The organism is Actinopolymorpha sp. B9G3 (assembly GCF_040120725.1).
Lineage (GTDB): Bacteria > Actinomycetota > Actinomycetes > Propionibacteriales > Actinopolymorphaceae > Thermasporomyces.
On sequence record NZ_JBEEAB010000005.1, the window covers coordinates 391,612 to 415,690 of the forward strand.

At 70.4% G+C, this 24,079-nt stretch carries 17 protein-coding genes and 1 riboswitch; of the genes, 11 read left to right on the top strand and 6 right to left on the bottom strand.

From position 1 onward, the window contains the following. Positions 1 to 164: riboswitch (cyclic di-AMP (ydaO/yuaA leader) on the bottom strand. A 162-nt stretch (positions 165 to 326) separates the two neighbouring features. Further along, on the bottom strand, positions 327 to 872 hold the full coding sequence (locus ABNF93_RS12370) for a phosphatase domain-containing protein (protein WP_349328097.1): 546 nt from the start codon (positions 870 to 872) through the stop codon (positions 327 to 329). Between the two features lie 148 nt (positions 873 to 1,020). Between ABNF93_RS12370 and ABNF93_RS12375 the strand changes: the two genes are divergently transcribed. From ABNF93_RS12375 to ABNF93_RS12385, 3 genes are all read left to right on the top strand, one after another. Continuing rightward, positions 1,021 to 2,196 (top strand): metallophosphoesterase family protein, encoded by a 1,176-nt coding sequence (locus ABNF93_RS12375; RefSeq protein ID WP_349328098.1) that lies wholly within the window; start codon positions 1,021 to 1,023, stop codon positions 2,194 to 2,196. Positions 2,197 to 2,257: 61 nt separating this feature from the next. Further along, positions 2,258 to 4,912, top strand: coding sequence for an ATP-binding protein (locus ABNF93_RS12380; protein WP_349328099.1), 2,655 nt, complete (start codon positions 2,258 to 2,260; stop codon positions 4,910 to 4,912). 29 nt (positions 4,913 to 4,941) lie between these two features. Further along, on the top strand, positions 4,942 to 5,508 hold the full coding sequence (locus tag ABNF93_RS12385) for a GNAT family N-acetyltransferase (protein WP_349328100.1): 567 nt from the start codon (positions 4,942 to 4,944) through the stop codon (positions 5,506 to 5,508). Here ABNF93_RS12385 and fdhD read toward each other — a convergent pair. Beyond that, positions 5,505 to 6,428, bottom strand: coding sequence for a formate dehydrogenase accessory sulfurtransferase FdhD (gene fdhD, locus ABNF93_RS12390; RefSeq protein WP_349328101.1), 924 nt, complete (start codon positions 6,426 to 6,428; stop codon positions 5,505 to 5,507). The two genes, ABNF93_RS12385 and fdhD, sit on opposite strands and share 4 nt — an antisense overlap. Positions 6,429 to 6,677: 249 nt before the next feature. Here fdhD and ABNF93_RS12395 point away from each other — a divergent pair, with 249 nt between their 5' ends. Continuing rightward, on the top strand, positions 6,678 to 7,487 hold the full coding sequence (locus ABNF93_RS12395; protein ID WP_349328102.1) for a TrmH family RNA methyltransferase: 810 nt from the start codon (positions 6,678 to 6,680) through the stop codon (positions 7,485 to 7,487). A gap of 49 nt (positions 7,488 to 7,536) precedes the next feature. On the opposite strand, the gene ABNF93_RS12400 is transcribed toward ABNF93_RS12395, so the two are convergent. After that, positions 7,537 to 9,234 carry a substrate-binding domain-containing protein gene (locus tag ABNF93_RS12400; RefSeq protein WP_349328103.1) on the bottom strand — a complete coding sequence of 566 codons (1,698 nt, stop codon included), beginning with the start codon at positions 9,232 to 9,234 and terminating at the stop codon, positions 7,537 to 7,539. 159 nt (positions 9,235 to 9,393) lie between these two features. Between ABNF93_RS12400 and ABNF93_RS12405 the strand changes: the two genes are divergently transcribed. The 5 genes from ABNF93_RS12405 to ABNF93_RS12425 all read left to right on the top strand — a co-directional run bounded on the left by ABNF93_RS12405 (position 9,394) and on the right by ABNF93_RS12425 (position 19,563). Further along, the gene (locus tag ABNF93_RS12405; protein ID WP_349328126.1) at positions 9,394 to 10,632 is read left to right on the top strand and encodes an Nramp family divalent metal transporter; all 1,239 of its coding nucleotides are present in this window, start codon (positions 9,394 to 9,396) and stop codon (positions 10,630 to 10,632) included. A gap of 170 nt (positions 10,633 to 10,802) precedes the next feature. Then, the gene (locus tag ABNF93_RS12410) at positions 10,803 to 11,999 is read left to right on the top strand and encodes an ROK family transcriptional regulator (protein WP_349328104.1); all 1,197 of its coding nucleotides are present in this window, start codon (positions 10,803 to 10,805) and stop codon (positions 11,997 to 11,999) included. Next, the gene (locus ABNF93_RS12415; protein WP_349328105.1) at positions 11,999 to 13,372 is read left to right on the top strand and encodes a sulfatase-like hydrolase/transferase; all 1,374 of its coding nucleotides are present in this window, start codon (positions 11,999 to 12,001) and stop codon (positions 13,370 to 13,372) included. The genes ABNF93_RS12410 and ABNF93_RS12415 overlap by 1 nt, the downstream gene beginning before the upstream one ends. A 147-nt stretch (positions 13,373 to 13,519) precedes the next feature. Next, complete coding sequence (locus ABNF93_RS12420) at positions 13,520 to 17,200, top strand: alpha-glucuronidase family glycosyl hydrolase (protein ID WP_349328106.1); 3,681 nt, start codon at positions 13,520 to 13,522, stop codon at positions 17,198 to 17,200. Between the two features lie 38 nt (positions 17,201 to 17,238). Next, positions 17,239 to 19,563 (top strand): family 43 glycosylhydrolase, encoded by a 2,325-nt coding sequence (locus ABNF93_RS12425; protein ID WP_349328107.1) that lies wholly within the window; start codon positions 17,239 to 17,241, stop codon positions 19,561 to 19,563. 58 nt (positions 19,564 to 19,621) lie between these two features. On the opposite strand, the gene ABNF93_RS12430 is transcribed toward ABNF93_RS12425, so the two are convergent. Genes ABNF93_RS12430 through ABNF93_RS12440 form a run of 3 tightly spaced genes read right to left on the bottom strand, consistent with a single transcriptional unit; the run spans position 19,622 to position 22,224 of the window. Next, the gene (locus ABNF93_RS12430) at positions 19,622 to 20,626 is read right to left on the bottom strand and encodes an ABC transporter ATP-binding protein (RefSeq protein WP_349328108.1); all 1,005 of its coding nucleotides are present in this window, start codon (positions 20,624 to 20,626) and stop codon (positions 19,622 to 19,624) included. 1 nt (position 20,627) lies between these two features. Next, positions 20,628 to 21,431: an ABC transporter permease gene (locus tag ABNF93_RS12435; protein WP_349328109.1), complete on the bottom strand. Its 804-nt coding sequence runs from the start codon at positions 21,429 to 21,431 to the stop codon at positions 20,628 to 20,630. Next, positions 21,424 to 22,224, bottom strand: a complete 801-nt coding sequence (locus ABNF93_RS12440; protein WP_349328110.1) for an ABC transporter permease — start codon at positions 22,222 to 22,224, stop codon at positions 21,424 to 21,426. Before ABNF93_RS12440 ends, ABNF93_RS12435 begins: the two co-directional genes overlap by 8 nt. 474 nt (positions 22,225 to 22,698) lie before the next feature. Between ABNF93_RS12440 and ABNF93_RS12445 the strand changes: the two genes are divergently transcribed. Together ABNF93_RS12445 and ABNF93_RS12450 are read left to right on the top strand one after the other, a co-directional pair. Continuing rightward, complete coding sequence (locus ABNF93_RS12445) at positions 22,699 to 23,076, top strand: DUF3817 domain-containing protein (protein WP_349328111.1); 378 nt, start codon at positions 22,699 to 22,701, stop codon at positions 23,074 to 23,076. A gap of 7 nt (positions 23,077 to 23,083) precedes the next feature. Continuing rightward, the gene (locus tag ABNF93_RS12450; RefSeq protein WP_349328112.1) at positions 23,084 to 23,956 is read left to right on the top strand and encodes a nucleotidyltransferase domain-containing protein; all 873 of its coding nucleotides are present in this window, start codon (positions 23,084 to 23,086) and stop codon (positions 23,954 to 23,956) included. Positions 23,957 to 24,079: the final 123 nt, after the last annotated feature.

Sequence of the window (24,079 nt, forward strand, 5' to 3'; positions counted from 1 at the left end):
GAGTGCTCCCTCTCGTCGCCTGCGGAGTGAGCTGTCGGGTTCGGGCGAGAGGAATGCCCGGCCGCACGAAAGCGGCTTCACCCCAAGGACCCTCGTAGCCTGCGCGGGTCCGTCGTTGGTTCCTCCGACTCCGCCCTCTCGATGGAAATCGGCCTTACGACACCGCTGGGCGGAGCTCGGCGAAGCGGGTCGTAATCGCGCCTGGCGCGGCGCGACCGGACAGACTCTAACGGTGTGGCCAATTCGTTAACAATCACCGATCGCGGACTATTGGCGCGGTCATTACCACCGAAACCCATGGAAAATCGGGCGATCCGGGCTGTGCGTCAGGTTCGTCCGTCGCCCTCCTGGGCCTCACGCAAAGTCCGTTTCGCACCGTTGTCATCCGTTCCGTCGACAAATGCCCAGCTCGCCTGGAAGACGGAGAATCCTGCGGCCTTCACCGCGGCGCACACCTCCGGGTCGTCGTCGACGACGACAGCCACGGGAGCGGCCGCGGCGAGCCGGCGGACCACTCCGAGCTTGACCTGTCGGGCCGGGCGGCGGTCCCCGTCACGGCGCAGGTGGAGGGGCCCCGACGGTGCGTCGTGCCTGGCCAGCCACCGTTCGGTCGTATGCCGGAGCCGTTCGGGACGGCCGGACAGGTAGACCACCTCGTGCTCGGAGGCGAGCCTCCGGGCGACGGCAAGACCCTCGGCGAACGGCGGGTCGCCGGCCGCGGCAGCGAAGAACGCGTCCCAGTCCTTCGGCCGTCGTTCCACATGCCGTAGCCGATGTCGGACATCGGCCAGGACACCGTCGATGTCGACGACGGCGTACGCACGTCCGGAGGCGGGAGGCACGTCCGGCGGAGTGGGCTGCTGGTCCGGCATGCGGAGAAGCCTTCCAGGTCGGCCAGCCGCTTCGTACCCGCGCTGACCCCTTGGGCTGGCGCTCGGGAGTTCGGAGCCGCTCGTGCCGCCGGTTGCGGGCGTGGCGGCGCGCGCATCGTCGGCGGTCCCCGCTAGCGTGCGGTACATCATGGCGATCACCTCTGCGATGACTCGTCCCGGCCCGCAGGGCACGCCTGTCACCTTCGTGCACACCAGCGACTGGCAGCTCGGCATGATGCGGCGGTTTCTCGGTCCCGAGGCCGGCGCGCGCTACAGCCAGGCCCGCATCGACGCCATCGAGCGGATCGGTGCCGTGGCGCGCGAGCACAAGGCCGCATTCGTGGTGGTGGCCGGCGACGTCTTCGACGCCAACCAGGTCGACCGGCAGGTGGTCTCGCGCGCCTGTGACGCCCTTCGCGCCATCGCGTGTCCGGTGCTGATGGTGCCGGGCAACCATGACTCCCTCGAGCCCGGCACGGTCTGGTCCAGCCCGATGCTGGCGGCGCACCTTCCCAGCCAGGTCGAGATCCTCACCGACTCCACACCCCGCCGGCCGGTCGCCGGTGTCGAGGTGGTCGGTGTTCCCTGGCGTACGCGCCGGTCGGTGAGCGATCCGCTGGGCGCGGTGGAGGGGTGGGCGGAGGTTCCGGACGCCGGCGCCGTGCGGATTCTCGTCGGTCACGGCCAGGTCGAGTCGCTCGCGGCCAGCTCGGGTGACCCGGCCCTGATCCGGTTGGAACCGCTGCAGCAGGCGATCGAGGAGGGTCGGCTGCACTACGTCGCGCTCGGGGACCGGCACTCGCTCACGTCGGTCGGGGAGACGGGGCGGATCTGGTACTCCGGCACCCCGGAGCCGACCCGGCCGGAAGAGGAACGGCCAGGCGAGGTCCTCGTGGTCGAGGTCGGTCCTGGCGACGCGTGCACCGTCACGCCCGTGTCAGTCGGCACCTGGCGGCTTCGGTCCCACGTGGTGGACGTCGACGTCGACGACGGTCTCGACGAGCTCGCCGCGTGGCTGGGAGCACAGCCGGACAAGTCTCGCACCGTCGTACGCCTTGGTGTCCAGGGCAGCCTGACGGTCGGCGGTCTCACCAGGTTGGAGATGCTGCTCGAGGCGCAGGAGGAGGTCTACGCTGCCATCCAGCGCTGGAACCGGCACTGGGCGGTGACGGTTCTCCCCGACGACGGCGACCTGGACGAGCTACCGGTGACGGGCCCCGCGCGGGCGGCCCTGGAGGAGCTTCGGATCGCGACAGGTGGCGGGGACACCCAGGCGGCCGACGCGCTCGCGTTGCTCCACCGGCTCGCGGGTGGTGTCGCATGAGCCACGGCTCTGGGCGGACGCATCGGCCCGCACGGGCAGGACGCACGACAGGAGGCGCCGGGTGAGACTGCACCGGATCTCGTTGCGGCACTTCCGGGGCGTCACCGAACGCGAGCTCGCCTTCGACACCTCCGGGGTCACGGTCATCGTGGGCGACAACGAGACCGGGAAGTCGAGCCTGCTGGAAGCGCTCGCGTTGCTGTTCGAGCTGCCGGACGATTCGAAGGCGGCGAAGGTACGCGCCGTGCAGCCGGTGGGGCGGGACGTCGGCACTGAGGTCGCCGCCGAGGTCAGCTTCGGCGATGTCCGCCTGCACTATCGCAAACAATGGTTCCGGCAACGCGCGACCGAGCTCAGGGTCGAGCCGGACGACCGGGCGTTGACCGGTCGGGAGGCCCACGACGAGGCGGCCCGGTTGTTCGGCGAGCACGTCGACCGGACGCTCTGGGCCGCACTGTCCGTCGGGCAGGAGGACAGCCTCGCCGTTCCGGTCGCCGGTTGGGTCACGGCCGTGCTCACCGCGTTGGACGACGTGGCCGGAGGCGAGGTCGACCACGGCGCCGCGGTCCCTCTGGTCGGTGCCGTCGAGGCAGAGTTCCTGCGCTACTTCACCCCGACCGGCCGCCCGACCGGCGAATACGCCCACGTGCTCGACGACCGCGACAGGGCTCGGGTGGCGGTGGCGGACGCGGAAGCAAAGCTCGGCGAGGTCGAGCAGGACGTGGAACGGGCCGAGCGTCTCGGCCGCGACCGGGAGGTCCTCGCGTCTCGGCTGACCGAGCAGGCGGCACGGGTCGGCGAGCTCGAGTCCCGCCGGCATTCCGCCTCGGAGCTGATCGGACGGGTCGAACGGCTGCGCCGGGACGCCGATCTCGCGAGGGAGCGTCGTATCGCGGCCCGTGGCGAGCTGTCGCGCCGTCACCAGCTCCGTCACGACGCGGCGAAGCGCGAGGAGACTGCGGCGGCAGCCGTGGAGGTCGCCCGCCAGGCCGGCGGTGTCCTGCGTACGGCCGAGAACGAGCTCGACCAGCGGACCGCGGCGTTGCGCACGGCCCGGGAGGACCTGGCGAACCGCCGCGCGACCGTACGCCGGTTCGAAGCGGACCTGGCCCGGCTACGCGACCGGGCCGACCTCGCAGCTCTGGAAGGGCGGTTGGCCGAAGTCGAGGCGGCCCGCGCCGACGAGCGTCGGCTGGCCTCCCAGCTGGCCCAGGCCACGATCGACGACGGCGTCCTCGAAGCGGCCGAGGCCGCGCATCGCGACGTTCTCACCGCCCGGGCGGCCCTGCACGCGGGCTCGCCGAAGCTCGTCGTGGAGCGGCTGGGCGCCGGCGAGGTCGAGGTCGGGGGCGACCCGTTCACCGATCCGACGGTCGACGTCGTCGTCGAGCGAGACACGACGGTCGCGGTGCGCGGCATCGTGGAGGTGACGGTACGGCCCGGGGCTGGTGCCGCCGAGCTGGCCGCCGCGTGCGCCGACGCCGAACATCACGAGCGGGACCTGCTCGCCGATCTCGGTGTGTCCGACATCACCGACGTCCGCCGGGCGGCACGCGCCCGTGCGGAGTCTGCACAGGCCCTGGCCGCGGCCCGCGACGCGTTGGCCCGCCGGCTCGACGGTGCATCGGCCGACGACCTGATCGCGGACCGCGACCTGCTCCGCGCGCGGTTGGACGCCGCGGTGGCGGGCCAGGACGACGGTGGGGCCGCGCCCGACGCGGACGGGTCGGCGGCGGAGTCCTCCGACGAGCTGCGTGCCGCTCTGGTCAGGGCACAGGAGGCTGAGGCGGCAGGCGCCCGGGACCTCGCCGAGGTGGAGGAGCGCGAGGCGCAGGCCCGCAAGCAGTACGAAACGGCGAGTGGCGAGGCGACCGCCGCCCGGGTCCGCGCCGAACAGGAGCTGGAACGTCGCGACGATCTCCACGCGGCGGTAGCGGCCGCCCGCGAGACGGCTTCCGACGACGACCTGAGTGCGGCGGTAGCGGAGGTCGAGTCGGAGTTCGCCGTCCTCGCCGGCCAGCTCGCCCAGGCTGAGGACGCGCTGGCCGCGAGCGGCGTCGACCGGCTGGAGGAGCGCCTGGTCGAGGCGGCCGCCCTACGTGGGCAGCTCGCCAGCCAGGTCGACGATCTCGCCGGCCAACTGCGGCGGGTCGAGGGTCGGCTCGAGATGGCAGGTGTCCAAGGGCTGGCGTCCGCGGTCGAGCGCGCGCACGCCGAACTCGCCCACGCCGAGACCCGCGCCGAGGCCGTCGAACGCCGTGCGTTGGCGGCCAGTCGACTCCGCGAGACGCTCGTGCGGCACCGTACCGAAGCCCGCCGGCGTTACTCCGCCCCACTGCGCGAGCGGATCGAGACTCTGGGCCGGGTCGTCTACGGCCCGTCGTTCGGGATCGCGCTGGGCGATGACCTCGAGGTGCGGACCCGGACCCGTGACGGGGTGACCGTGCCCGTGTCGTCGTTGTCGACCGGCGCACGGGAGCAGCTCGCGACCGTCGTACGCCTGGCGATCGCCGGGCTCACCGCCACGGACGGGAGCGGCGTCCCCGTCGTGCTCGACGACGCGCTCGGCTGGTCGGACCCGACCCGGCTCGAGGCGATGGGGTCGCTGCTGGCCAGGGCGGGGGAGAGCAACCAGGTCATCCTTCTCACCTGCGTACCCGATCGCTACGCCGGAACGGTCGCCGGCGCCCGCATCGTCCGGGTGGACGACACCTGAGCGCGAGTCGCGTGGCAGGCTTCCGCCCCATGAGCGAGGACGCGGTCGAGGCACCGGGCGGCCGAACCTCGGGCACACCGGCACCGCCCGAAGTTCGGCTGGTCGCGGTCAGGGAAGGCCACAAGCCGGTCCTCGACAGGTTGCTGCAGCTGTACCTCTACGACTTCTCCGAGATCCGGACGTTGGAGCTGACTCCGCACGGCACGTACCCGTACCGCTATCTCGACCACTACTTCGTCGAGGCCGGGCGGCATGCGTCGTTCATCGTGGCGGGCGACCAGATCGCGGGCTTCGCTCTGATGCGGCGACTGGACGACGGGACCAACCAGGTGGCGGAGTTCTTCGTCCTGAGGGCGCATCGCCGGCACGGTGTCGGCAGGGCGGCCGCCCGCGCACTGCTCCGGCGGTTCCCCGGCCGATGGTGCCTGGAGTTCGACCAGGCGAACGCCGCGGCCGGTCAGTTCTGGCCCGCGGTGGTGGCCGAGGTGGCGGACGGTCCGATGGGTAGCCGCGATCTCGGACCACCCGAGGTGGACCATCCCTGCACCCAACTCACCTTCACGACCTCTGACGGGGCGATCTCAGCGGACGGCTAGACCGGCCGGGTCCCGCCTTCGCCACCGGCCTCACGGCGGTCATCGGCATCGGCGGGCAGGCCGGTCGTGCGTTCGGGATGGCTGTAGACCACGAAGCGCTCGCCGCGCAGGAATCCCACCACGGTCATCTCGAAGCGTTCGGCCAGGTCGACGGCAAGGCTGGACGGTGCGCCGACGGCGGCGACGAACGGTAGCCCGGCCGCGAGGGCCTTCTGGCAGATCTCGTATCCCGCTCGTCCGCTGACGACGAGCAGCTGGCCAGACAGCGGGAGGAGATCCTGCAGAAACGCCCAGCCAACCACCTTGTCGACCGCGTTGTGGCGGCCGATGTCCTCGCGGGCGCAGAGAAGCTCGCCATCGGGCGAGAAGAGGCCCGCCGCATGGAGTCCGCCGGTCCGGCTGAAGACATCCTGCGCCGCACGGAGCCGATCCGGCAGGGCACACAGCGTCGACGCCTCGACCACGGGTCCCGCAAGGACAGGTTGACAGCCGCGGATCTCCAGCTCGGCAAGGCTTTCCTTGCCGCACACCCCGCATGCGGCCGTGGCGGCGCCGTACCTCGCCGACGGCGGTTCGGCCGGCGCCCGTGCGAGGTCCACCGTCACGACGTTGTACAGCTGCTCGGCGGTGAGGCTGGCATCGGTGCAGTACGCGAGCCGGACCACATCGTCGGCCCTGGTAACGAGACTTTCCGAGCGGAGGAACCCGGCCGCGAGCTCGAAGTCGGCGCCGGGCGTCCGCATGGTCACGACGATCGGCCGGGGTGCGGCACCCGGCCAGGCGACCCGGATCTCCAGGGGTTCCTCGGTGGCGAGCCGGTCGTCGCGGTCACGGGTCGAGGCGCCGTCGAGGTCGCGCACGCGGACCCGCACCGTGCTGCCGGGCCGTCGCCTGGACGCGTCCCTGCCCTCCTCCTGCATGACCCCATCCTCCCTTCCCCGCGGGGAAAAATCAGGTGCCGAACGTAGGACCGCGGTCCTAGCATCACGCCCATGGAGATGTGGGGGACCTAGCGCCTCTGCCTGACTGTCGGCCTGCCGGTTCCTCGACGACGAAGGATCACGCGGGCCAGGTTCGTCGTGCTGGCCCTCAGGCGTCCAGCTGTGTCCCCGTCTCCCCGCGGCCGCGCGGATCTTGGCGCGCCGCCGCCCCACGTCCGGAGTACGACGATGACGCTGCAACGCGTCGGTCTCCACCATCCCCAGGTGCGCCTCACCCTGGCGACAGCGAAGAACTCCACCGCCGCCCCGCCTCGCTCCATCGTCGTGGAGGGAGCCTGGGCGCACGAGATGTTGCTCGCCTCCGGTACGAAGGCCGACACGTTCCTGTGGTGCCCCGGCGCCACGCGGACCACCCGGGCCCGCGTCTGCGCCGACCGGATGTGCGCGACGGCCAGCACTGCGTACGAGATCTCGGAGAAGGTCCTCGCCCGCCTGAGCGACCGCGAGAAGCCGGACGGCCTGGTGTCACTCGCGCAGCTCCCGCACTGGGACGCCGGGACCTGGGAGTTCGGCGAGTCCGCACTCGTCCTGGTGGCTGACGGCATCGAGTACGCGGGGAACCTGGGCACCCTGATCCGTACGGCCGACGCGTGCCGGGCCGACTGCCTTGTCCTGGTGAACCGCCGCGTCCGGCTCACGCACCGGCGGGTGTTCGGAGCGAGTCGCGGGACGGTTCTGTCGATGCCGGTCCTGGAGTTCGCCGACGGATGGGAGGTGGCGGAATGGCTCGGCCGGCAGGGTTTCGAGATCATCCTTGCCGACCCGCGCGCGGCCCGGACCTATCGCGACTGCGGGTATCGAACCCCGCGGACGGCCGTGGTCGTGGGGTCGGAGGGTCGGGGCCCGTCCCACGAGTGGTCGGAGCCGAACGTCACCGCGGTGTCGATTCCGATGCTCGGCGCCGCTGACTCGCTCAATGTCGCGGCATCCGCGGCGATCCTGCTCTTCGAGGCGCGTGCCCGCCGAGCTGGCTGGTGACGTCCGCCACGTCCGTTCACGTCAGCCACGTCCGTTCACGTCAGCCACGTCAGCCGCAGGCTGGACCGCACTGCCGGCGTAGGAGCGAGTCGATGATGATCCCTTCCACCTCGCCGGCGTTCTTGGCGCGGTGGGCCCTGCCGTTCGTCACCTCGGCGATCTGGTCGAGTGCGGCGAGGTCGGCCTGCGCTCCGATGCCGACCAGGGTGAGGGCGACCGGCCGGTCAGGGTCTGCCTCGGCGTCCAGGGTGCTGAGCAGCTGCGTGATCGTCATGCCGGTGGCCGCTTCGTTCCGGCAGGCCTCGGTCTCTGCCGAGGCACCCGGGCAGGCGTCGGTGAGGAGTACGAGAGAGTTGACGCGGGTCGGGTCGTAGCCGGCCTGGACGGTCCGGTAGGCGGCGAGGACCGTGTCGTAGAGCGCGCCGCTCCCTCCGGTCTGTCCAGGCAACGCGTCGAGGTCGGCGTTGAGGTCGGCGCGGTGCTGCGGGGTGAGCGGTTCGGTGGGCGACAGCTGGAGGTAGGGCCGGGCACCGTCGCGGTTCTCGGAGAACTGCCACAGGCCGACTGCCGCGGTGTTCGGCAGGTAGGTGAACGCCGTCTTGGCGGCATCGCGGGCCAGCTCGATCCGGGTGCGCTCGCCAGCCTCGACCACCATCGAGTGGGACACGTCGACCACGGTGAGGAGGCGCGACTCGAGGCTCATGGCGGCCCAGCTTCTGAGCACCTCGTCGGCGTCGTCCAGGGTGCTGGGCGGCAGGACGGTGACCTCGCCCGCGGCGTCGGCGTCTGGGGGAGGTGCCTGGTCGCGGTAGTCGCGGAAGCCGGCCTTGCGGAACTCCGCCCGGCCGCTCGTGGCGTCGGCGTACCGCATCAGGGTGGCGCCGGCCTCGATCAACCGCGCACCGTTCCGTTTCTCGTGCAGGACGGCCACCAGGGGATAGTCCAGGTGGACGGTTCCACCAGCGGGTACGACCGGGACGATGTCGGCCTTCGGGTTCTGGCGCCGCACATTGAGTACCTGCTGCTCGGTGGCGGGGACCCCACGGATCAGACCGTCACCGGTGGCACGGTCGAGCTCGACGTCGAGATCGTCGACGCGTTCCTTGGTCAGCGCGAGGATGCTGGTGCCGAGGTTGGTCCGGGCCGTCGCTGGCTCGTCGGTGAACGATCGCCGGAGGGCGAGCAGGGCGCTGAGCGCGACCCCTGACTCCTCCGCGTCGCCGAGGGCCATCCGGCCGGCGGTCGCCAGGGTGGCCCAGCTCCCCGCGTCGTCCTGCAGGTCGTCGGCCTGGGTCTGGCTGGTGGCGAGGACCAGCGGTGACGTGGCGACGGACGGGCTGAGGGAGAGCAGCCGGTCCTTGGGGATGCCGGTGCGCGCCACCCATTCCCAGGTGTCGGGGATCCACAGGTCAGGCGTCTTCGTCGCGCTGTCCCCGGAGAGTCGGGCGTAGACGTCGCGCGAGGCCGCGGGGGTCACGGAGTAGGTCACGCAGGCGCCGTCCACCGGAACCCGGTCGTTCTCGACCCGCATGGCGATCCGCTTCAACGGTCCCGCGATCTCCGGCGGCGCGGCGAGGTGAACTCGGAGAGTGCCACTGCAGGGATCAGGGTGGCCGATCGTGGCGATCCGGAGCTCCCGCACGACGACGAACGCAGCGATGGGGATCAGGAGGGCGAGCACCACCACGAGGACGAGGAGGCCACGGCTTCGGCGCGGCTGGCTCGCGGCGGCATGGCGTCCGGGCATGAATCACCCCTCCCACCCCAGCTCCCAGCGGAGACTACCTGAAATACGCTCCCCCTGGTCAGGTGTCCGCTGGTCACGTGTCCGCGCTGTCCAGGTGCCCGCCGTGGAAGTGGGCGCGGTCGCGGAGATCACCGTCGAAGGGAAGCGCCCGTGATGCTGATGCGTGCCGCCCAAGGGTTCGCCGCCCTCCGCGCGCGGGCCGATCTGGTGCTCCTCGGACCAGCGTTCGTGGCCGCCATCGCCTACGTCGATCCGGGCAACGTCGCCACGAACGTGACCGCGGGAGCCGAGCACGGCTACCTGTTGGTGTGGGTGATCGTCGCGGCCAACCTGATGGCCGGTCTCGTGCAGTACCTCTCGGCCAAGCTCGGGCTCGTCACCGGAAAGTCACTGCCGGAAGCCGTGCGTGACCAGATGCCTCGACCGGTACGCCTGGGCTACTGGCTGCAGGCTGAGGCGGTGGCGATCGCGACGGACCTCGCGGAGGTCATCGGTGGTGCGGTGGCGCTCCGACTGCTGTTCGACCTGCCGCTCGTGATGGGTGGGCTGATCACCGGGTGCGTGTCGATGTTGCTGCTCGCCGTCCAGGACCGCCGTGGTCAGGCGCCGTTCGAACGGGTCGTCGTCGGGCTGTTGCTGGTGATCGCGGTCGGGTTCTTCGCCAGCCTGGTCGTGGCGCCCCCGTCGGCGAGCGGTGCGGTGTCGGGCCTCGTCCCGCGGTTCGACGGTACGGACAGTGTCCTGCTCGCGGCCGCGATGCTCGGCGCGACGGTGATGCCGCACGCGATCTACCTCCACTCGGCTCTGGCGCGCGACCGGCACGGCCGGCCGACCGGCGACCGGAAACGCCCCATCCTCGTCGCCACCCGGGTCGACGTGGGGCTGGCGATGCTGCTGGCTGGGAGCGTCAACCTCGCCATGCTCCTCGGCGCGGCCAGTGCACTCGGCGGCATGGCCGGTGTCGACACCCTGGAAGGAGCACACGCCGGGCTCGGCCAGGTGCTGGGCCCCACCGTGGCGATGTTCTTCGCGGTCGGGCTGCTCGCGTCCGGCCTGGCGTCGACGTCGGTCGGGTGCTACGCCGGTGCCGTGATCATGCAGGGGCTGCTGCGGATCCGGATTCCGCTCCTGGTGCGCCGCCTCGTGACACTGGTGCCGGCGCTCGGCCTGCTGGCGGCGGGTGTCGAGCCGACGTGGGCGCTGGTCCTGTCCCAGGTGGTCTTGTCGTTCGGTGTGCCGTTCGCGCTGGTCCCGCTCGTCGTGTTGACGGCGAGGCGGCAGGTGATGGGCCCTGATGTCAATGGCAGGTTGACAACAGTCCTCGCCAGCGGCGCGACCGCCGCCATCGTGCTCCTGAACGCCGTACTGATCGGCCTGGTCCTGACCGGGACGTCCTGAGTTCGACGTCCTGCGCACACCTCCTGCGCCCGATCTCCTGTCCTGCGTCCCGCGCCGCCCGCGTTGCGGCTGATCGCACCTGCTTCGGACGGCCGGAAGCGGCGCGTGATGTTGACGGTCCGGTGCGTGCACACGAGGCTGAGTCGACCTTCTGAAGGATGGTTTAAGAAGTGGCCGACCTCCATGTCCGCAAGCGGAACCGCGCTCTGGTACTCGGGACCCTGCGTACCGGTGCGCCGCTGTCGAAGGCGGAGATCGGCCGCCGGCTGGGGCTGAGTGTGCCGACCATCACGGAGATCCTCGGTGAGTTCGAGGCCGACGGGGTGGTCACGGCCGTCGGCCAAGGTCCTTCGTCCGGCGGGCGGCGGCCGATGCTGTACGGACTCCGTACGCACGCTCTACGGGCGGTCGGCGTGAGCGTCGACCCGGACCGAATCACGGCGGTCGTCTCAGACCTGTCGGGGGAGATCTCGACCGAGGCGGCACGCGCCATCGACCTCGCCGACGGCGACCGGGCATTCGTCGACGCTCTGGCAAGCGTCGTCGACCACGTGCTCACAGCCGACGCCACTGAACGCCTGGCCGGCATCGGGATCGCCGTGCCCACGATGATGCGCCCCTCGCAGAAGGGGCGCTTCACGCCGCTCGGCCATCCGCACTGGAAGGACGTCGACCTCCTCGCGGTCCTCGGCGAGCGGTACGGGCTGCCGATCGTGACGGAGAACCGTGCCCACGCCGTCGGGGTCGGGGAGTATCTCTTCGGCGCCGGCCGGGGAACTCCCGACCTGCTCTGCCTGATGCTCGGGTCCGGCCTCGGCGCTGCCATCCTCGCGGGCGGTGAGCTGTTCACCGGCGGCGACGGGGGTGCCGGGGCACTCGGGCGGTTGCTGCTCGAGGCTCCGGGCCGTGGCGATGCACGGTCCGCGCCCACGGTCGGGGGGCGGGTCGGTGCGGACGGCATCGCGGGTACGGCGGCCGACCGCCTCCGTGCGACCGGCCGGGAAACGCATCGGGGTGTCCCGGTCACAGAACTCGACATCGACCACGTGATCGACGCGGCGGTCGACGGAGACGCCCTCATGACCGAGGTCCTCGCCGACGTGGGACGCATCCTCGGAGCGGTCGTCGCGACCACGCTCTGTGTCACCGACTCGGACCTGGTGCTGCTCTGCGGGCAGACAATGCGGGCGGGACCGCTCATCGTCCAGCCGCTACGCGACGCGTTGGAGAGCTGGTATCCCTTCGCGCTTCCGCGGCTTCGCGTCGGCCAACTGGGCGTTCATGCCGGTCCACTCGGCGCGGCCGCGCTCGTCCTCACCAACCTCGTCCGCGAGGAGCCCCTTCCCGGTCGGGAGGCGAACCGCTGATGGCGAGAAGCCCGAACGTGTTGTTCCTGATGACTGACGAGCACCGGTACGACGTGGCCGGGTACGCCGGCAACCTGGTCGTCCGCACGCCGAATCTCGACCGGCTCGCAGCGGGAGGCGTGGTGTTCGACAACGCCTACACGCCGGCGCCCATCTGCGTACCAGGCCGGCAGAGCCTGATGGCGGGGCAGTTGCCACGTACGACGGGCTGCCTGCGGTTCGGCCAGGACCTGCCGCCGGGTCATCCGACGTTCGCGCGGACGTTCGCGCGGCACGGATACGCGGCCGTGTGCGCCGGCAAACTGCACCATCAGGGCACCGACCAGATGCAGGGCTGGACGCATCGGATCGGTGCCGACACGGTGCTGGCGCCGGAGTTCGTGAGGGATCCCGCACCGGAGTTCGCTTCCCGTGCGTACACCCTCAAGGGGTTGAAGTGGTCGGACGCCAAGGAGGTCAGACGGGCGGGGATCGGGCGCAGCCCGTGGACGGCCAAGGACGACCTGGCCCTGAGCGGTGCGCTGGACTTCATCGAGGAGTACTTCTGCGACCCCTACTACGACCGTTCGACTCCGGATCGGCCGCTGCTGTTGAAGGTCAGCCTCAACCAGCCGCACTATCCCTACCTGGCTCCGAAGGATCTCTTCACCTACTACCTCAATCGGGTCGAGCCGTTCCTCGACGAGGCGGTGTCACCGCATCCGTTCCTGTCGACCCGCCAGGTGTGTCCCGGCGTCGACGCGACAGACGTCGAGATCCGGCGGGCGACGGCGGCGTACTACGCGATGGTGGAGAAGGCCGACGCGATGTTCGGCCAGGTGCTCCGAGCACTCGACCACGTGGGCCAGTCCCTCGACGACTGGATCGTCGTCTACACGACCGACCACGGGGAGATGCTCGGCCAGCACGGCGTGTGGGAGAAGCAGAAGTTCTATGAGGCGAGCGCCAGGGTTCCGTTGGTGGTCCGTTGGCCGGCGGCGTTCGGGCCCGGCCGGGTCGATGTGAACGTCAACCTGTGCGATGTGTTCGCCACCCTGTGCGCGCTGGCCGGGCTTGAACCGCCGCAAGGGCTCGACAGCCGAAGCCTTGTGCCACTCCTGCACGGCGACACGACCGGATGGCGCGACGAGTCCGTCTCCCACTTCGGACAGACGAACCTGATGATCAAGCGTGGTGACCTGAAGTACCAGTACTACGGGGAGAGCATGCCCGAGGTGTTGTTCGACCTCGATCGTGATCCGACGGAGACGAAGGACTTCGTGGCCGACCCGGCGTACGCGTCGGCGATGGAAACCTTCCGGGCACGACGGTCGGCGCTCGGCTACGGCCCTGACGCCGATCCCCACTACCGCAACGCGGGCTACGAGGAGTAGGCATGGCGACGCCCGGCACTCGCCGATCGCCCGCCGGCGAAGCCGCTGGTCGTCGACCCGGCCGACGGCGCGAGCTCCATCGAGCAGGGTAGGTCCGCGCCCCACCCCGACCACGACATTGGCGACGACAGTCACGGAGTTCGAACCATGCCGGACCTTTCCCGTCGAACGATTCTCAAATCTGGCGCCACGGCAGCGGCGGCCGGCTACCTCTGCGTCGGCAGCGCCGGTACGGCGGTGGCAGCACCAGCGTTAGCGCCAGCCGTAGGTGCGCCTGGCCGCCCACCAGACGAGGACGGCCACGAGCTGTGGCTGCGCTATCGCCGGGTCGCCCATGCCGGGCGCCTGGACGAGTACCGCCGCGCCATCGAGGGGATCGCGCCGGAGGGTTCGGGGGAGCTGCTGGCCTCCGCCGTCGCAGAGCTGCGGCGCGGCTTCGGCGGGCTGCTCGACCGGGACGTTCCGCTGGTCGATCCGGACGGCGGCGCTGTCGTCCTCGGTACGTACGACGAGTCGCCGGCGGTCCGCGCCCACGTCAGCCGGGACGAGATGGACGCGCTCGGCGACGAGGGTTACATCGTCCGGACGACCGGGCGTTCCGGGATCGTGATCGGTGCCTCGCACCAGCGTGGTGTGCTCTACGGTGCGTTCCACCTGCTCCGGCTGCTGCAGACGTACCAGCGGCTCGACACACTCGATGTGCGGGAGCGACCGGCCAATCCGCTTCGGATGCTGAACCACTGGGACGACCTGGACCGCAACGTCGAACGCGGCTACGCCGGCCTGTCGATCTTCCGTTGGGACGCGCTGCCCGAGCTCGACCCGCGCTACAGCGACTACGCACGGATCCTCGCCTCCGTCGGCCTCAACGCGACGGTCGTCAACAGCGTCAACGCGAACGCACAGTTCCTCGCCTCCGAACGCCTGCCCGGTCTCGCCGCGCTGGCAGGCGTGCTACGGGCCTGGGGTGTGCGGATGTTCGTCTCCGCCAACTACGCAAGCCCGATCGTGCTGACCGCCGGGGGCGCGGATCCGATCACGACCGCCGACCCGTTCGACGCGCGGGTCCAGCAGTGGTGGCAGGACAAGATCGCCGAGATCTACGACCTGATCCCCGACTTCGGCGGCTTCCTGGTGAAGGCCAACTCCGAGGGTCAGCCCGGTCCGCTGGACTACGGGCGTACCCACGCCGAAGGCGCCAACATGCTGGCCGACCGGCTCCGCCCGTACGACGGTCTGCTGGTGTGGCGGAGCTTCGTCCACGAAGGCTTCTCCGACTGGGCGGAGTACCAGTACGAGACCTTCGCCCCGCTCGACGGCGACTTCGCCGACAACGCGGTCGTGCAGACGAAGAACGGCCCGATCGACTTCCAGGTCCGCGAACCGGTCCACCCGTTGTTCGGGGCGATGCCGCGGACCAACCAGGCGATCGAGCTGCAGATCACCCAGGAGTACACCGGCCACGAGGTCCATCTCTGCTACCTGGTGCCGCAGTGGAAGGAGGTCCTCGACTTCGACACGCTCGCCCAGGGGGAGGGCACCACCGTCAAGGCCATCGTCGGCGGAGCCGCCTACGGGCAGTCGAACGTCGGTCTCATCGGGGTGGTCAACTTCGGCGACGACCGCGACTGGACCGGGTACCAGTTGGGCGCGGCGAACACCCATGGCTTCGCCCGGCTGGCGTGGAACCCCGACCTGTCCGCCGAGAAGATCGTGACCGAGTGGATCCGGATGACGTTCACCCCTGCTGCGCCCTTCGTCGAGAAGCTGCGCCGGGTCATGCTCGACTCCTGGCGTACGTACGAGGCCTACACGTCCCCGCTGGGCATGGGATATCTGACGTTCCCCACCGGGTCACACTTCGACCCGGATCCCCGGTCGACGCTGAACCAGTCCCACCACACGACAACCGAGGGCACGGGCTTCGACCGGAGCGTGGCGACGGGTTCCGGATTCGCCGGGTTGTACGCGGCGCACTGGTCCGAGTGCTACGAGTCACTGGAGACGGTCCCGGACGACCTGCTGCTCTTCCTGCACTGGGTGCCCTACACCCACCGACTCCACTCGGGTACGACGGTCATCCAGCACATCTACGACAGTCACTTCGCCGGCTACCAACGGGTCCTGCAGATGCGCGAGACCTGGCGCGGGCTCGCGGGACAGGTCGACGCCCGTCGCCATGCCGACATCCTGGCGACCTTCGACGACCACGTGTTCCATGCGCGACGGTGGCGGGACGCGATCGTCGCGTACTTCTTCGGCTACTCCCGGACGCTGGACGAGCGGCGAGGCTGGCTGGCGTACGAAGCCACTGGCGGCGCCCCACTCCTGCTCGGTGGCTGGCCGAACCGGCTCGCGTTGAGCGTGACCAACGGAACCGTCGCGACGCACGCCGTCACCGCGCGGGTGGACGTCCCGAGCGGCGGATGGACATCTGGCACCGTCTCGGCGGAGCTCGCGGCCGCCGCAACGGTGGAGATGAGGGCCCCGGTGCAGCCGCCGCTGGTGGCCGACCAGGTCCCGCTCGGGCTCACGGTGACGCCCGACGTCGAGCTGCTCGGCAACGCCGGTCAGCCGGCGGTCGTTGTGCCGGCCGGCCGCCGGTGCCACGTGGCCCTCGACGCGGGCTCCGGGTCGAGCCCGCTCGTCCCCGGCTACCAACGTCTGACACCACAGACGTCATGGGACCCCACGCGGGCGTACGGATGGGTCGGCAGGAGCCCGCAGGAGCGTGACCGGGGCGGGGCATGGGACGCCGCACGCCGGGACTTCTGCGGTGACACGGCTCCAGCGACACTGCGGCTGGCGATCCCGGCAGGCGTCCACGAGGTGTCGATCCTGGTCGGTGACGGAGGTCCCGACGTGTGGCCGACGTTCGTCGACGTCGACGGCGTACGCATCGCCGAGGGTGGCCGGATCCGCGGTGGCACCTTCGAATGGCTGCATGCCGACCTCGACGGTGAAGGGTCCGGGCGGGAGGTGGACCTCGCGTTCTCCAGCGTCCCCGGACGGTTCTGGCGGCTGTGCGCGCTGGTCATCATCGACCACGACTCGGTGGTGCCACCCGCGGTCGTGACCGATGTACGTGCGGACGGCGTGTGGTTCGGCGGCCGACCGAACGAGGTGACGGTGACGGTGGCGGGTACGACGCCGGACGCGCCGGCGGACGTCACCATCACCGTCGACGTTCCCGACGGCTGGTCGGTGGAGCCCGCGCCAGGCCAGGTGCCTCCCGGCGACGAACGGACCTTCGTCGCGGTCGTCACCCCGCCGTCGCCACCCGCACTCGCGACCGTCGCAGTCCGGATCGAGGGCGACGCCGAGGCGGAGAAGTGGCCCCTCGACGTCGTGAGCGTGCCTGCCGCCGACGAAGCCGTGCTCGCCCTCGACGCCGGGAGTCCGACGAGTCCCGTGCTCGACGGCTACACCCGGCTGTCACCTGCGGAGACCTGGGACGCCGGTCGGGGATTCGGCTGGGTCGGGGAGCCACCCGACTTCCGCGACCGCGCCCGGATGGACGTCCTTCGCCGCGACATCGTCCTGGGCCGGGACCAGGACTACGTGCTGCGGGTCGCGGTACCCGCCGGCCCGCACCGGATCCACATCCTCACCGGAGACGCCTTCGCACCGTCCGGGACGACGACGGTCTACGAGGGCGACACCGAACTCGGGAGTTCCGGACCGGAGATCATCCCGCAGGCCGAGTTCCGGTGGTTCTCGTTCGTGCTGGACGGCGGGACGCCGGGACGTCTCGCCGATCTGCGCCTCTTCGGATCGCTACGGGACGGCTACTGGCGGGTGGCAGCACTGGTCATGCAGGGGGAGTAGCACCAACCCATCACCACGTCGGCAAGGGAGATCGGCTCATGCACACTCGGCTTCGACGACTGCTGCTCGCGGTGTTCGCGGTGTTCGCACTCGTTGCTACGGGCACCACGCCACTGGTCGCCGCCCAGGCCGTTGACGCCCAGGGCGTGGACGCCCAGGGCGTGGAGGCTCAGGGCGTGGAGGCTCAGGGCGTGAACACACAGGGGACGTTCACCAACCCACTGATGTCGAACTTCGCCGACGCGTTCTCCGATCCGGGAGTGATTCGCGGCAAGGACGGCTACTGGTACGCCTTCGCCACGGCGACCGTGATGACGCACGAGAACCAGGACGCGGGCGGTCCGCCGTACTACATGCCGATCGGCAGGACCGCCGATCTGGTGAACTGGGAGTACGTCGGGACGGTGTTCAGCGAGGAGAACCACCCGACGTGGAAGCCCTTCCCGGGAACGGGGTACTGGGCGCCGGACGTCCGCTACGTCGACGGTAGGTACTACCTGTACTACTCGCTCGCCGGCGGGGGGAACGCCGCCATCGGCCTCGCCACGGCGCCGACCCCGGCCGGGCCGTGGACCGACTCGGGTGGACCCGTCGTCGACTTCGTACCCGACGGCGAGATCATGGAGATCGACCCGGCGCTGTTCGTCGACACCGACGGGACGAAGTACCTCTACTACGGTTCGTTCCGGCGTGGCGGCATGCATGTGGTGCGGCTCTCCGCTGACGGCACGCGGGCCGTGGGGGAGTCGACCCAGGTGGTCGCCGGCGACCGTGGGGAGGCGCCCTGGGTCGTCAAGCGGGACGGCTACTACTACCTCTTCTACTCCGCGTACGGATGCTGCGCGGTCGACACCGGTGGCTACCCGGTCTTCGCCGGGCGTTCGATGTCGCCGACCGGTCCGTTCGTGGACGCCGAAGGTGTTTCGCTGACGGCCACCGCACCGGGCCGGACGATCGTCAACTCACCCAACGGCAACAGCCTGGTCGGTACCGGGCACAACGCGGTCGCCGTGGACAGGTCAGGACAGGACTGGTACTTCTCCAACGCCAACAGCCGGTTCGACGCCTGGGGTGGACGCCCGACGGTGATGGACCGGCTCGACTGGATCGCTGGCTGGCCGACCGTCCGGGCCGGCGCATGGACGTCGGACACCCCGCAGCCGGCGCCCGCGGGGACATGGGACGTGGGCGGCACCTTCGCCGACGGGTCGCTACGGGGGTGGCGGCAGAGCCCCGAAGAGGCGTGGCGCCTCGACGAGGACGCCGACTCCGGCGCCTTCGCTTCCGCCCGATCGCGCGGCCCGCAACCGGTGCTGCTGCGCAGCAAGGAGGCAGGTGCCGCCGACTACCGCGCCGAGGCGGATCTTCGGGTGAGAGGCGACGGTGCGGTCGGCCTGGTGGTCGGCTACCAGAACGCGGGCACCCACGCCACCGCCTGGCTCGACCCGGATCGGCGGGCGCTGGTCGTCGACGTCGTGGTGGACGGTGAGACCGTGCAGGCGGCGACCAGGCCTCTCCACGACGGCTTCGCCTTCGACGCGTGGCACGCGGTCACGGCGGAGGTGCGCGGTACGCAGGCGACGTTCGAGGTGAGTGCCGCGATGGAGGGCAGTCCGCTGGCGAGACTGCACCTGGACCTGCCCGACGAGCTCGCCGGGCAGGCACCGGTCGGCGTGGTGTCCCGCGGCGGCGGTGGGCAGGCCGACAACGTGGGGACCACCACGCTCTACGAACCGGTGACCGAGAAGGTGCCCGCCCCCGAGGTCGGCACGCCCCTCCCGGAGTACGGCGACGAGTTCGACGGCACCACCCTCGGCCAGGGCTGGACGTGGGAGGGGGCGCCCAGCGGCGATCTGGCCGATGGTGCGTATGTCTGGGACACCCAGGACGCCGACTTCAGCCAGGACGACCACGCGTCGGTCCTCCTGCGGGAGGCACCGGAGGGCACGTACACCGTGGAGACGAAGCTCACCCTGCCACTCGGCACGGGTCCGCGGGGGTACGAACGGGCTGGGCTCGTCGCGTGGATCGACCGGGTCGACTCCGTGCACGTGGCTCCCACGTCGACGGGCGCGACCCGACAGGCGTTCCTGTGGGTGGGCCCGGACGCCAGTCCGTGGCCGGACGCGGTGCAGCTCGGCCCGTCAGCGGACACGCTCTGGCTCCGGCTGCGGCACACGACCCACCCTGGTACCGGTGAGCACCTGTTCCAGGCGGCGACCAGTCGCGACGGGACGCACTGGAACTGGGGCGCCATCTGGCCTCTCCCGGGCGACGCGGCGCCACCGCGGATCGGGCTCGTCTCGATGGGTGGCGAAGGAGCGACGGCCAGGTTCGACTACGTCCGCGTCTACGGTCCCTGAGACGAGATCGTCCGCGGTGGCGTCGCGGTCCGGCCGGCTGTGTTCCCCGCGGCTGACCCTATGACCGGTCGGCCGCGACGCCCTCGGCGTACATCTTGGCGATCACCGTTTCGATCGCCGGCTCCTGGATGGACAGGTCGGCCAGTGGGTACCGCTCGGCGATCGCGGACACGAGCGGTGCCGCGCTGGCGGCGGTGGGGAACGCGAGCCACTGCCGTGGTCCGTCCCTCCGGACGACCCGCGCGCCCGGGACCTCGATCGCGGGCAGGGGCTCGGCCAGGTCGACGACGAGGGTGCGTTCGCTGTCACCGAGCTGGTGCAGACCGTCGAGGTCGCCGTCGTACATGAGGGTGCCGTGGTCGATCACCATGACCCGGGTGCACAGCTGCTCGATGTCGGTGAGGTCGTGGGTGGTGAGCAGGACCGTGGTGCCCTGTTCGGCGTTCAGGTCGCGGAGGAACTCCCGGACTTTCGCCTTGCTCACGATGTCGAGTCCGATGGTTGGCTCGTCGAGGTAGAGCACCTCGGGGTCGTGGAGCAGGGCGGCCGCGATGTCGCCGCGCATGCGCTGGCCGAGGGAGAGCTGGCGGACCGGTACGTCGAGGAGTGGGCCCAGCTCGAGCAGGTCGACGAACCGGTCGAGGTTCTCGGCGTACCTCCCGTCCGGGATCTTGTAGATCCTGCGCAGCAGCCCGAAGCTGTCGCGCAGCGGGAGATCCCACCAGAGCGTGGTGCGCTGGCCGAAGACGACGCCGATCCGGCGGGCGAGGGAGAGGCGCTCCTTCGACGGCTCGATCCCGGCCACGCGCAGCGTGCCCGCGCTCGGCACGAGGATGCCGGTGAGCATCTTGATCGTCGTCGACTTCCCTGCGCCGTTGGGGCCGATGTAGCCGACCATCTCACCCCGGTCGACGGTGAAGGACAGGTCGGCGACGGCGTGCACCTCCGCCTTCGTACGACGGATCCGACCGACCCGCCGGCGTACGACGAAGGTCTTTCCCACCCCGGACAACTCGATCAGCGCGCCAGGCCCGGCGGGCTGTGAAGGTACGGACGGCGACATGTCAGCTCCCTGTACTGCGATAGCTACGGATTCCCGCGCGCCAGGCGAGCGCGGCGACGAGGGCAATGGCGAGGGCTGCGACGGGCGAGCCGAACTGGAACGCCTTCGGCAGCCCGAGCGGGTCGGCGTGGCCGAGGATGTGCAGGGCCGGCATCCAGTTGACGAACGCCAGCGGGATCACGAACGTCGCCGCCCTGACCAGCTCCTTGGCGAAGATCGTCGGCGGATACTGCGTGAGGAACGTCCCGCCGTAGGTGAACGCGTTGGTGACCTCCGCCGCATCGCTCGCCGCGAACTGGAACGAGGCGCCGAGCACGAAGATCGCCCCGAAGATCACACTGCCGCTGAGGAGCATCACCGGCATCAACAGCACCCGGTCCCAGGTCCAGTCGAGGTCGAGTGCGAACAGCGACCAGACGAGCACCACGGTCGCCTGCGTGATCCGGCCGAGTCGGCGCAGTGCGAACTCGTCGCCCGCCACCTGGATGAACGCCGGCACCGGTCGCACCAGCATCACGTCCAGCGATCCCATCCGGATCCGGCGTCCGAGCCGCTCGGTGCTGCCGATGAGCAGGTCGGCCACACCGAGCGCGAAGCTCGATGTCCCGTAGAGGAACGCCACCTCCGGCAGGGTGAAACCACCCAGTTCGCGGGTGTGGGCGAACATGATGAAGATGGCCACGAAGTCGAGCGCGGTGACCACGAATTGCCCGGCCGTCAGCATGAGAAACGATGCCCGGTAGACCATCGTCGACCGGATCCACATCGTGACGATCCAGCCGTACGCACGCAGCGCGTCAGCCACCCTGGACCACGACCTTTCGCGTGGCGAGCGAGGTCAGGAAGTAGCCGGCCACCCACAGCACCAGGGCCCACGCCGCCTGGAAACCGAACACCGGCAGGAGGTCGAGGCCTTGGTAGGTGCCAAGGAAGACGTCCGCGGGGATCTGTAGCGCCGAGGACCAGGGCAGGATACGGGCGAGGTCGCCGAACCAGCCGGGAAAGATGTTCAGCGGGAGGAGCATGCCGGAGAAGAACATCGCCAGCACTCCGGCGACCTGGTGCACCCCGCGGGAGTCGAGGAGCCAGAAGCCGGTGAGGGCGAAGAGGTAGTTGATCGAGAAGCACACGATCGCGCCGAGGAGGACGGCCAGGAGGAAGGCGAGCCAGGTCAGTGGATCGCGGGGGAGGGTGAGGGTGAAGACGAGCGCGCCGATGAAGGTGGGCGGGACGCCACGGGCGAGCAGGTGGAACGCCGCCCTGCCGAGATCGCCGGCGAGCCACCAGGCCTGGAAGCTGACCGGCCGGGTGAGGTCGACGGCGATGTCGCCGGTACGGATGCGCTCGGCGAGCTCGTCGCGGAACCCGCCGCCCCAGAGGCCACCGATCATGCCGAGCGACTGGCCGAGCCAGACGTAGGTGACCGCGTCACTCACGTCGTAGCCGCCGAGCCCGGGCCGGGCCTCCCACAGGGCGATGTAGGTGAACGCCATGATGAATCCGAAAACGGTGTTGGTGAAGACACCGGCGACAGTGGCCGCGCGGTAGGTCGCGAAGCGACGGAAGGTACGCAGCGCGATGGCCGCATAGACCCTCATCGGGGTTCGGGCTCCCTTCGTGGAAAGGCATCCGGGCATCAGTGGTCGGGCATCAGTGGTCGGGCATCGGTCGTCGGGCATCGGTCGTCGGGCATCGGTCGTCGGGCATCGGTCGTCGGCATCAGTGGTCGGGCTTTGGGCACCGGGCATTCGGGTTCGGGCAGGGGGAATCGCCCGGCCATGTGGTCATGGCCGGGTGCGAGTCGGGTGCTTGGCGCCGAAGGGTGCAGGCGAGCCGAGCACGCCGAATGTCCCCCGAGCCAACGCGGACCGGGGGTTCGTCAGGTGGAGAGTTCTGGGCTGTGGCCCTGCTGTCGCTCGTCAGGGCATTTGTCAGGACCGGTCAGCTTATCGGCTGTCCGGCCGCGATGGGAAGGCCCCTGTCCGTGGGTCTTCCCCTCGATGGACTTCGGCCAGGTGGTGCGTGATAGGCAGGTGGGGTTCGATCGCTGCCCACCTACGAGGACCGTCGACATGCCGCGACTGCTGACCGCCTACCGCGTGATGGCCTACGTCACCGGGATTGTTCTGATCGCTCTGCTGTTCGTCGCCGTCCCGCTTAACCACCTCGCGGACAATCCGGGACCGAGCGCGGTGATCGGGCCGCTGCACGGCTTCCTCTATGCGGTGTACGTGGTGGTCGTCCTGCTGCTCGGCTACGCGCGGCGGTGGTCTCTCTGGCGGACCCTCGTGGTGCTGGTCGCGGGGACCGTGCCGTTCGCCGCGTTCTTCGCCGAGCACCGGATCGTGATGGACGCACGTACGCAGGATGGCGGTGCTGGTGCACCCGACGCTGCCGACGAGACGGGACACGCCGGCGGACACGACACGGTCCCGGCAGCACATGACTGAGCGGCCCATGACTGAGCAGCCGACGATGGGACAGGCGGACGTCCTCGTACTCGCCCGGGAGCACGCCCGCGCACTCGTCGACGTCGACGGCGTCGTCGGCGTCATGGTGGGTGGGAGCCATGCGCGCGGGACCGCCGACGGGAGCTCCGACCTCGACCTCGGCGTCTACTACCGCGAACCGCTGGACCTCGACACCCTCCGCGCCCTCGCGAGCGAGACGGTCGGTCGGCCCACGGAGGTCGCCGGGCCCGGTGGTTGGGGTCCGTGGGTCAACGGTGGTGCCTGGCTCGACCTGCCGAGCGGCCGGGTGGACTGGATTCTGCGCGACCTCGACCGGGTGCACCGCGAGTGGGAGCGCGCGCAGCGAGGGGAGTTCGGGCTGCATCACCAGCCGGGGCACCCGTTCGGATTCGTCTCGACGACGTATGTGGGCGAGGTGGCGTTCGGCATCGTCGTCGCCGATCCCAGTGGCGAGCTGGAACGACTGAAAGCCGCCGCGGGACACTATCCGAGTCCGCTCCGCGTGGCGTTCGCGAACTGGCTGTGGGAGGCCGGGTTCAGCCTCGACATCGCGCACAAACCGGCCGGCCGCGGCGACGCGGCGTACGTCGGAATGTGCCTTGCCCACGCCGTCGGCATCATGGCGCACGCTCTCCATGCCCACGACGGTCGGTGGGTCGTGAACGAGAAGGGCCTCGTCGACGGCGCCGGTCGGCTGCCCTCGGCACCGACCGACTTCGCGGAACGGGCGCACGGCCTGTGCGCCGGTGGCACGGACCCGGCGGATCTCCTTGCCCGGCTGGACTCCGCGGCCGTGCTGCTCGCGGACGTGCGGGCCGTTGCCGGCCAGCGGGCGGAAACGGGTCATGATCGCGACTAGGGCGTGTCCCGTAGATCTTGGTGGTCGAAGTTCGATAGATCATTGGTGTGTTTGATCGTCATGACTTGACTGATGAGGAGTGGCAGCGGCTGGAGCCGTTGCTGCCGGAGCAGCCGCGGCAGG

Excerpts from the sequence above, each read along its gene's own strand:
- ABNF93_RS12445 (WP_349328111.1), top strand. The coding sequence starts at position 22,699 with ATGCCGCGACTGCTGACCGCCTACCGCGTGATGGCCTACGTCACCGGG.
- ABNF93_RS12450 (WP_349328112.1), top strand. The coding sequence starts at position 23,084 with ATGACTGAGCAGCCGACGATGGGACAGGCGGACGTCCTCGTACTCGCC.
- ABNF93_RS12370 (WP_349328097.1), bottom strand. The coding sequence starts at position 872 with ATGCCGGACCAGCAGCCCACTCCGCCGGACGTGCCTCCCGCCTCCGGA.
- ABNF93_RS12385 (WP_349328100.1), top strand. The coding sequence starts at position 4,942 with ATGAGCGAGGACGCGGTCGAGGCACCGGGCGGCCGAACCTCGGGCACA.
- ABNF93_RS12375 (WP_349328098.1), top strand. The coding sequence starts at position 1,021 with ATGGCGATCACCTCTGCGATGACTCGTCCCGGCCCGCAGGGCACGCCT.
- ABNF93_RS12420 (WP_349328106.1), top strand. The coding sequence starts at position 13,520 with ATGCCGGACCTTTCCCGTCGAACGATTCTCAAATCTGGCGCCACGGCA.
- ABNF93_RS12440 (WP_349328110.1), bottom strand. The coding sequence starts at position 22,224 with ATGAGGGTCTATGCGGCCATCGCGCTGCGTACCTTCCGTCGCTTCGCG.
- ABNF93_RS12395 (WP_349328102.1), top strand. The coding sequence starts at position 6,678 with ATGACGCTGCAACGCGTCGGTCTCCACCATCCCCAGGTGCGCCTCACC.
- ABNF93_RS12400 (WP_349328103.1), bottom strand. The coding sequence starts at position 9,234 with ATGCCCGGACGCCATGCCGCCGCGAGCCAGCCGCGCCGAAGCCGTGGC.
- ABNF93_RS12430 (WP_349328108.1), bottom strand. The coding sequence starts at position 20,626 with ATGTCGCCGTCCGTACCTTCACAGCCCGCCGGGCCTGGCGCGCTGATC.
- ABNF93_RS12415 (WP_349328105.1), top strand. The coding sequence starts at position 11,999 with ATGGCGAGAAGCCCGAACGTGTTGTTCCTGATGACTGACGAGCACCGG.
- ABNF93_RS12425 (WP_349328107.1), top strand. The coding sequence starts at position 17,239 with ATGCACACTCGGCTTCGACGACTGCTGCTCGCGGTGTTCGCGGTGTTC.
- fdhD (WP_349328101.1), bottom strand. The coding sequence starts at position 6,428 with ATGCAGGAGGAGGGCAGGGACGCGTCCAGGCGACGGCCCGGCAGCACG.
- ABNF93_RS12405 (WP_349328126.1), top strand. The coding sequence starts at position 9,394 with ATGCGTGCCGCCCAAGGGTTCGCCGCCCTCCGCGCGCGGGCCGATCTG.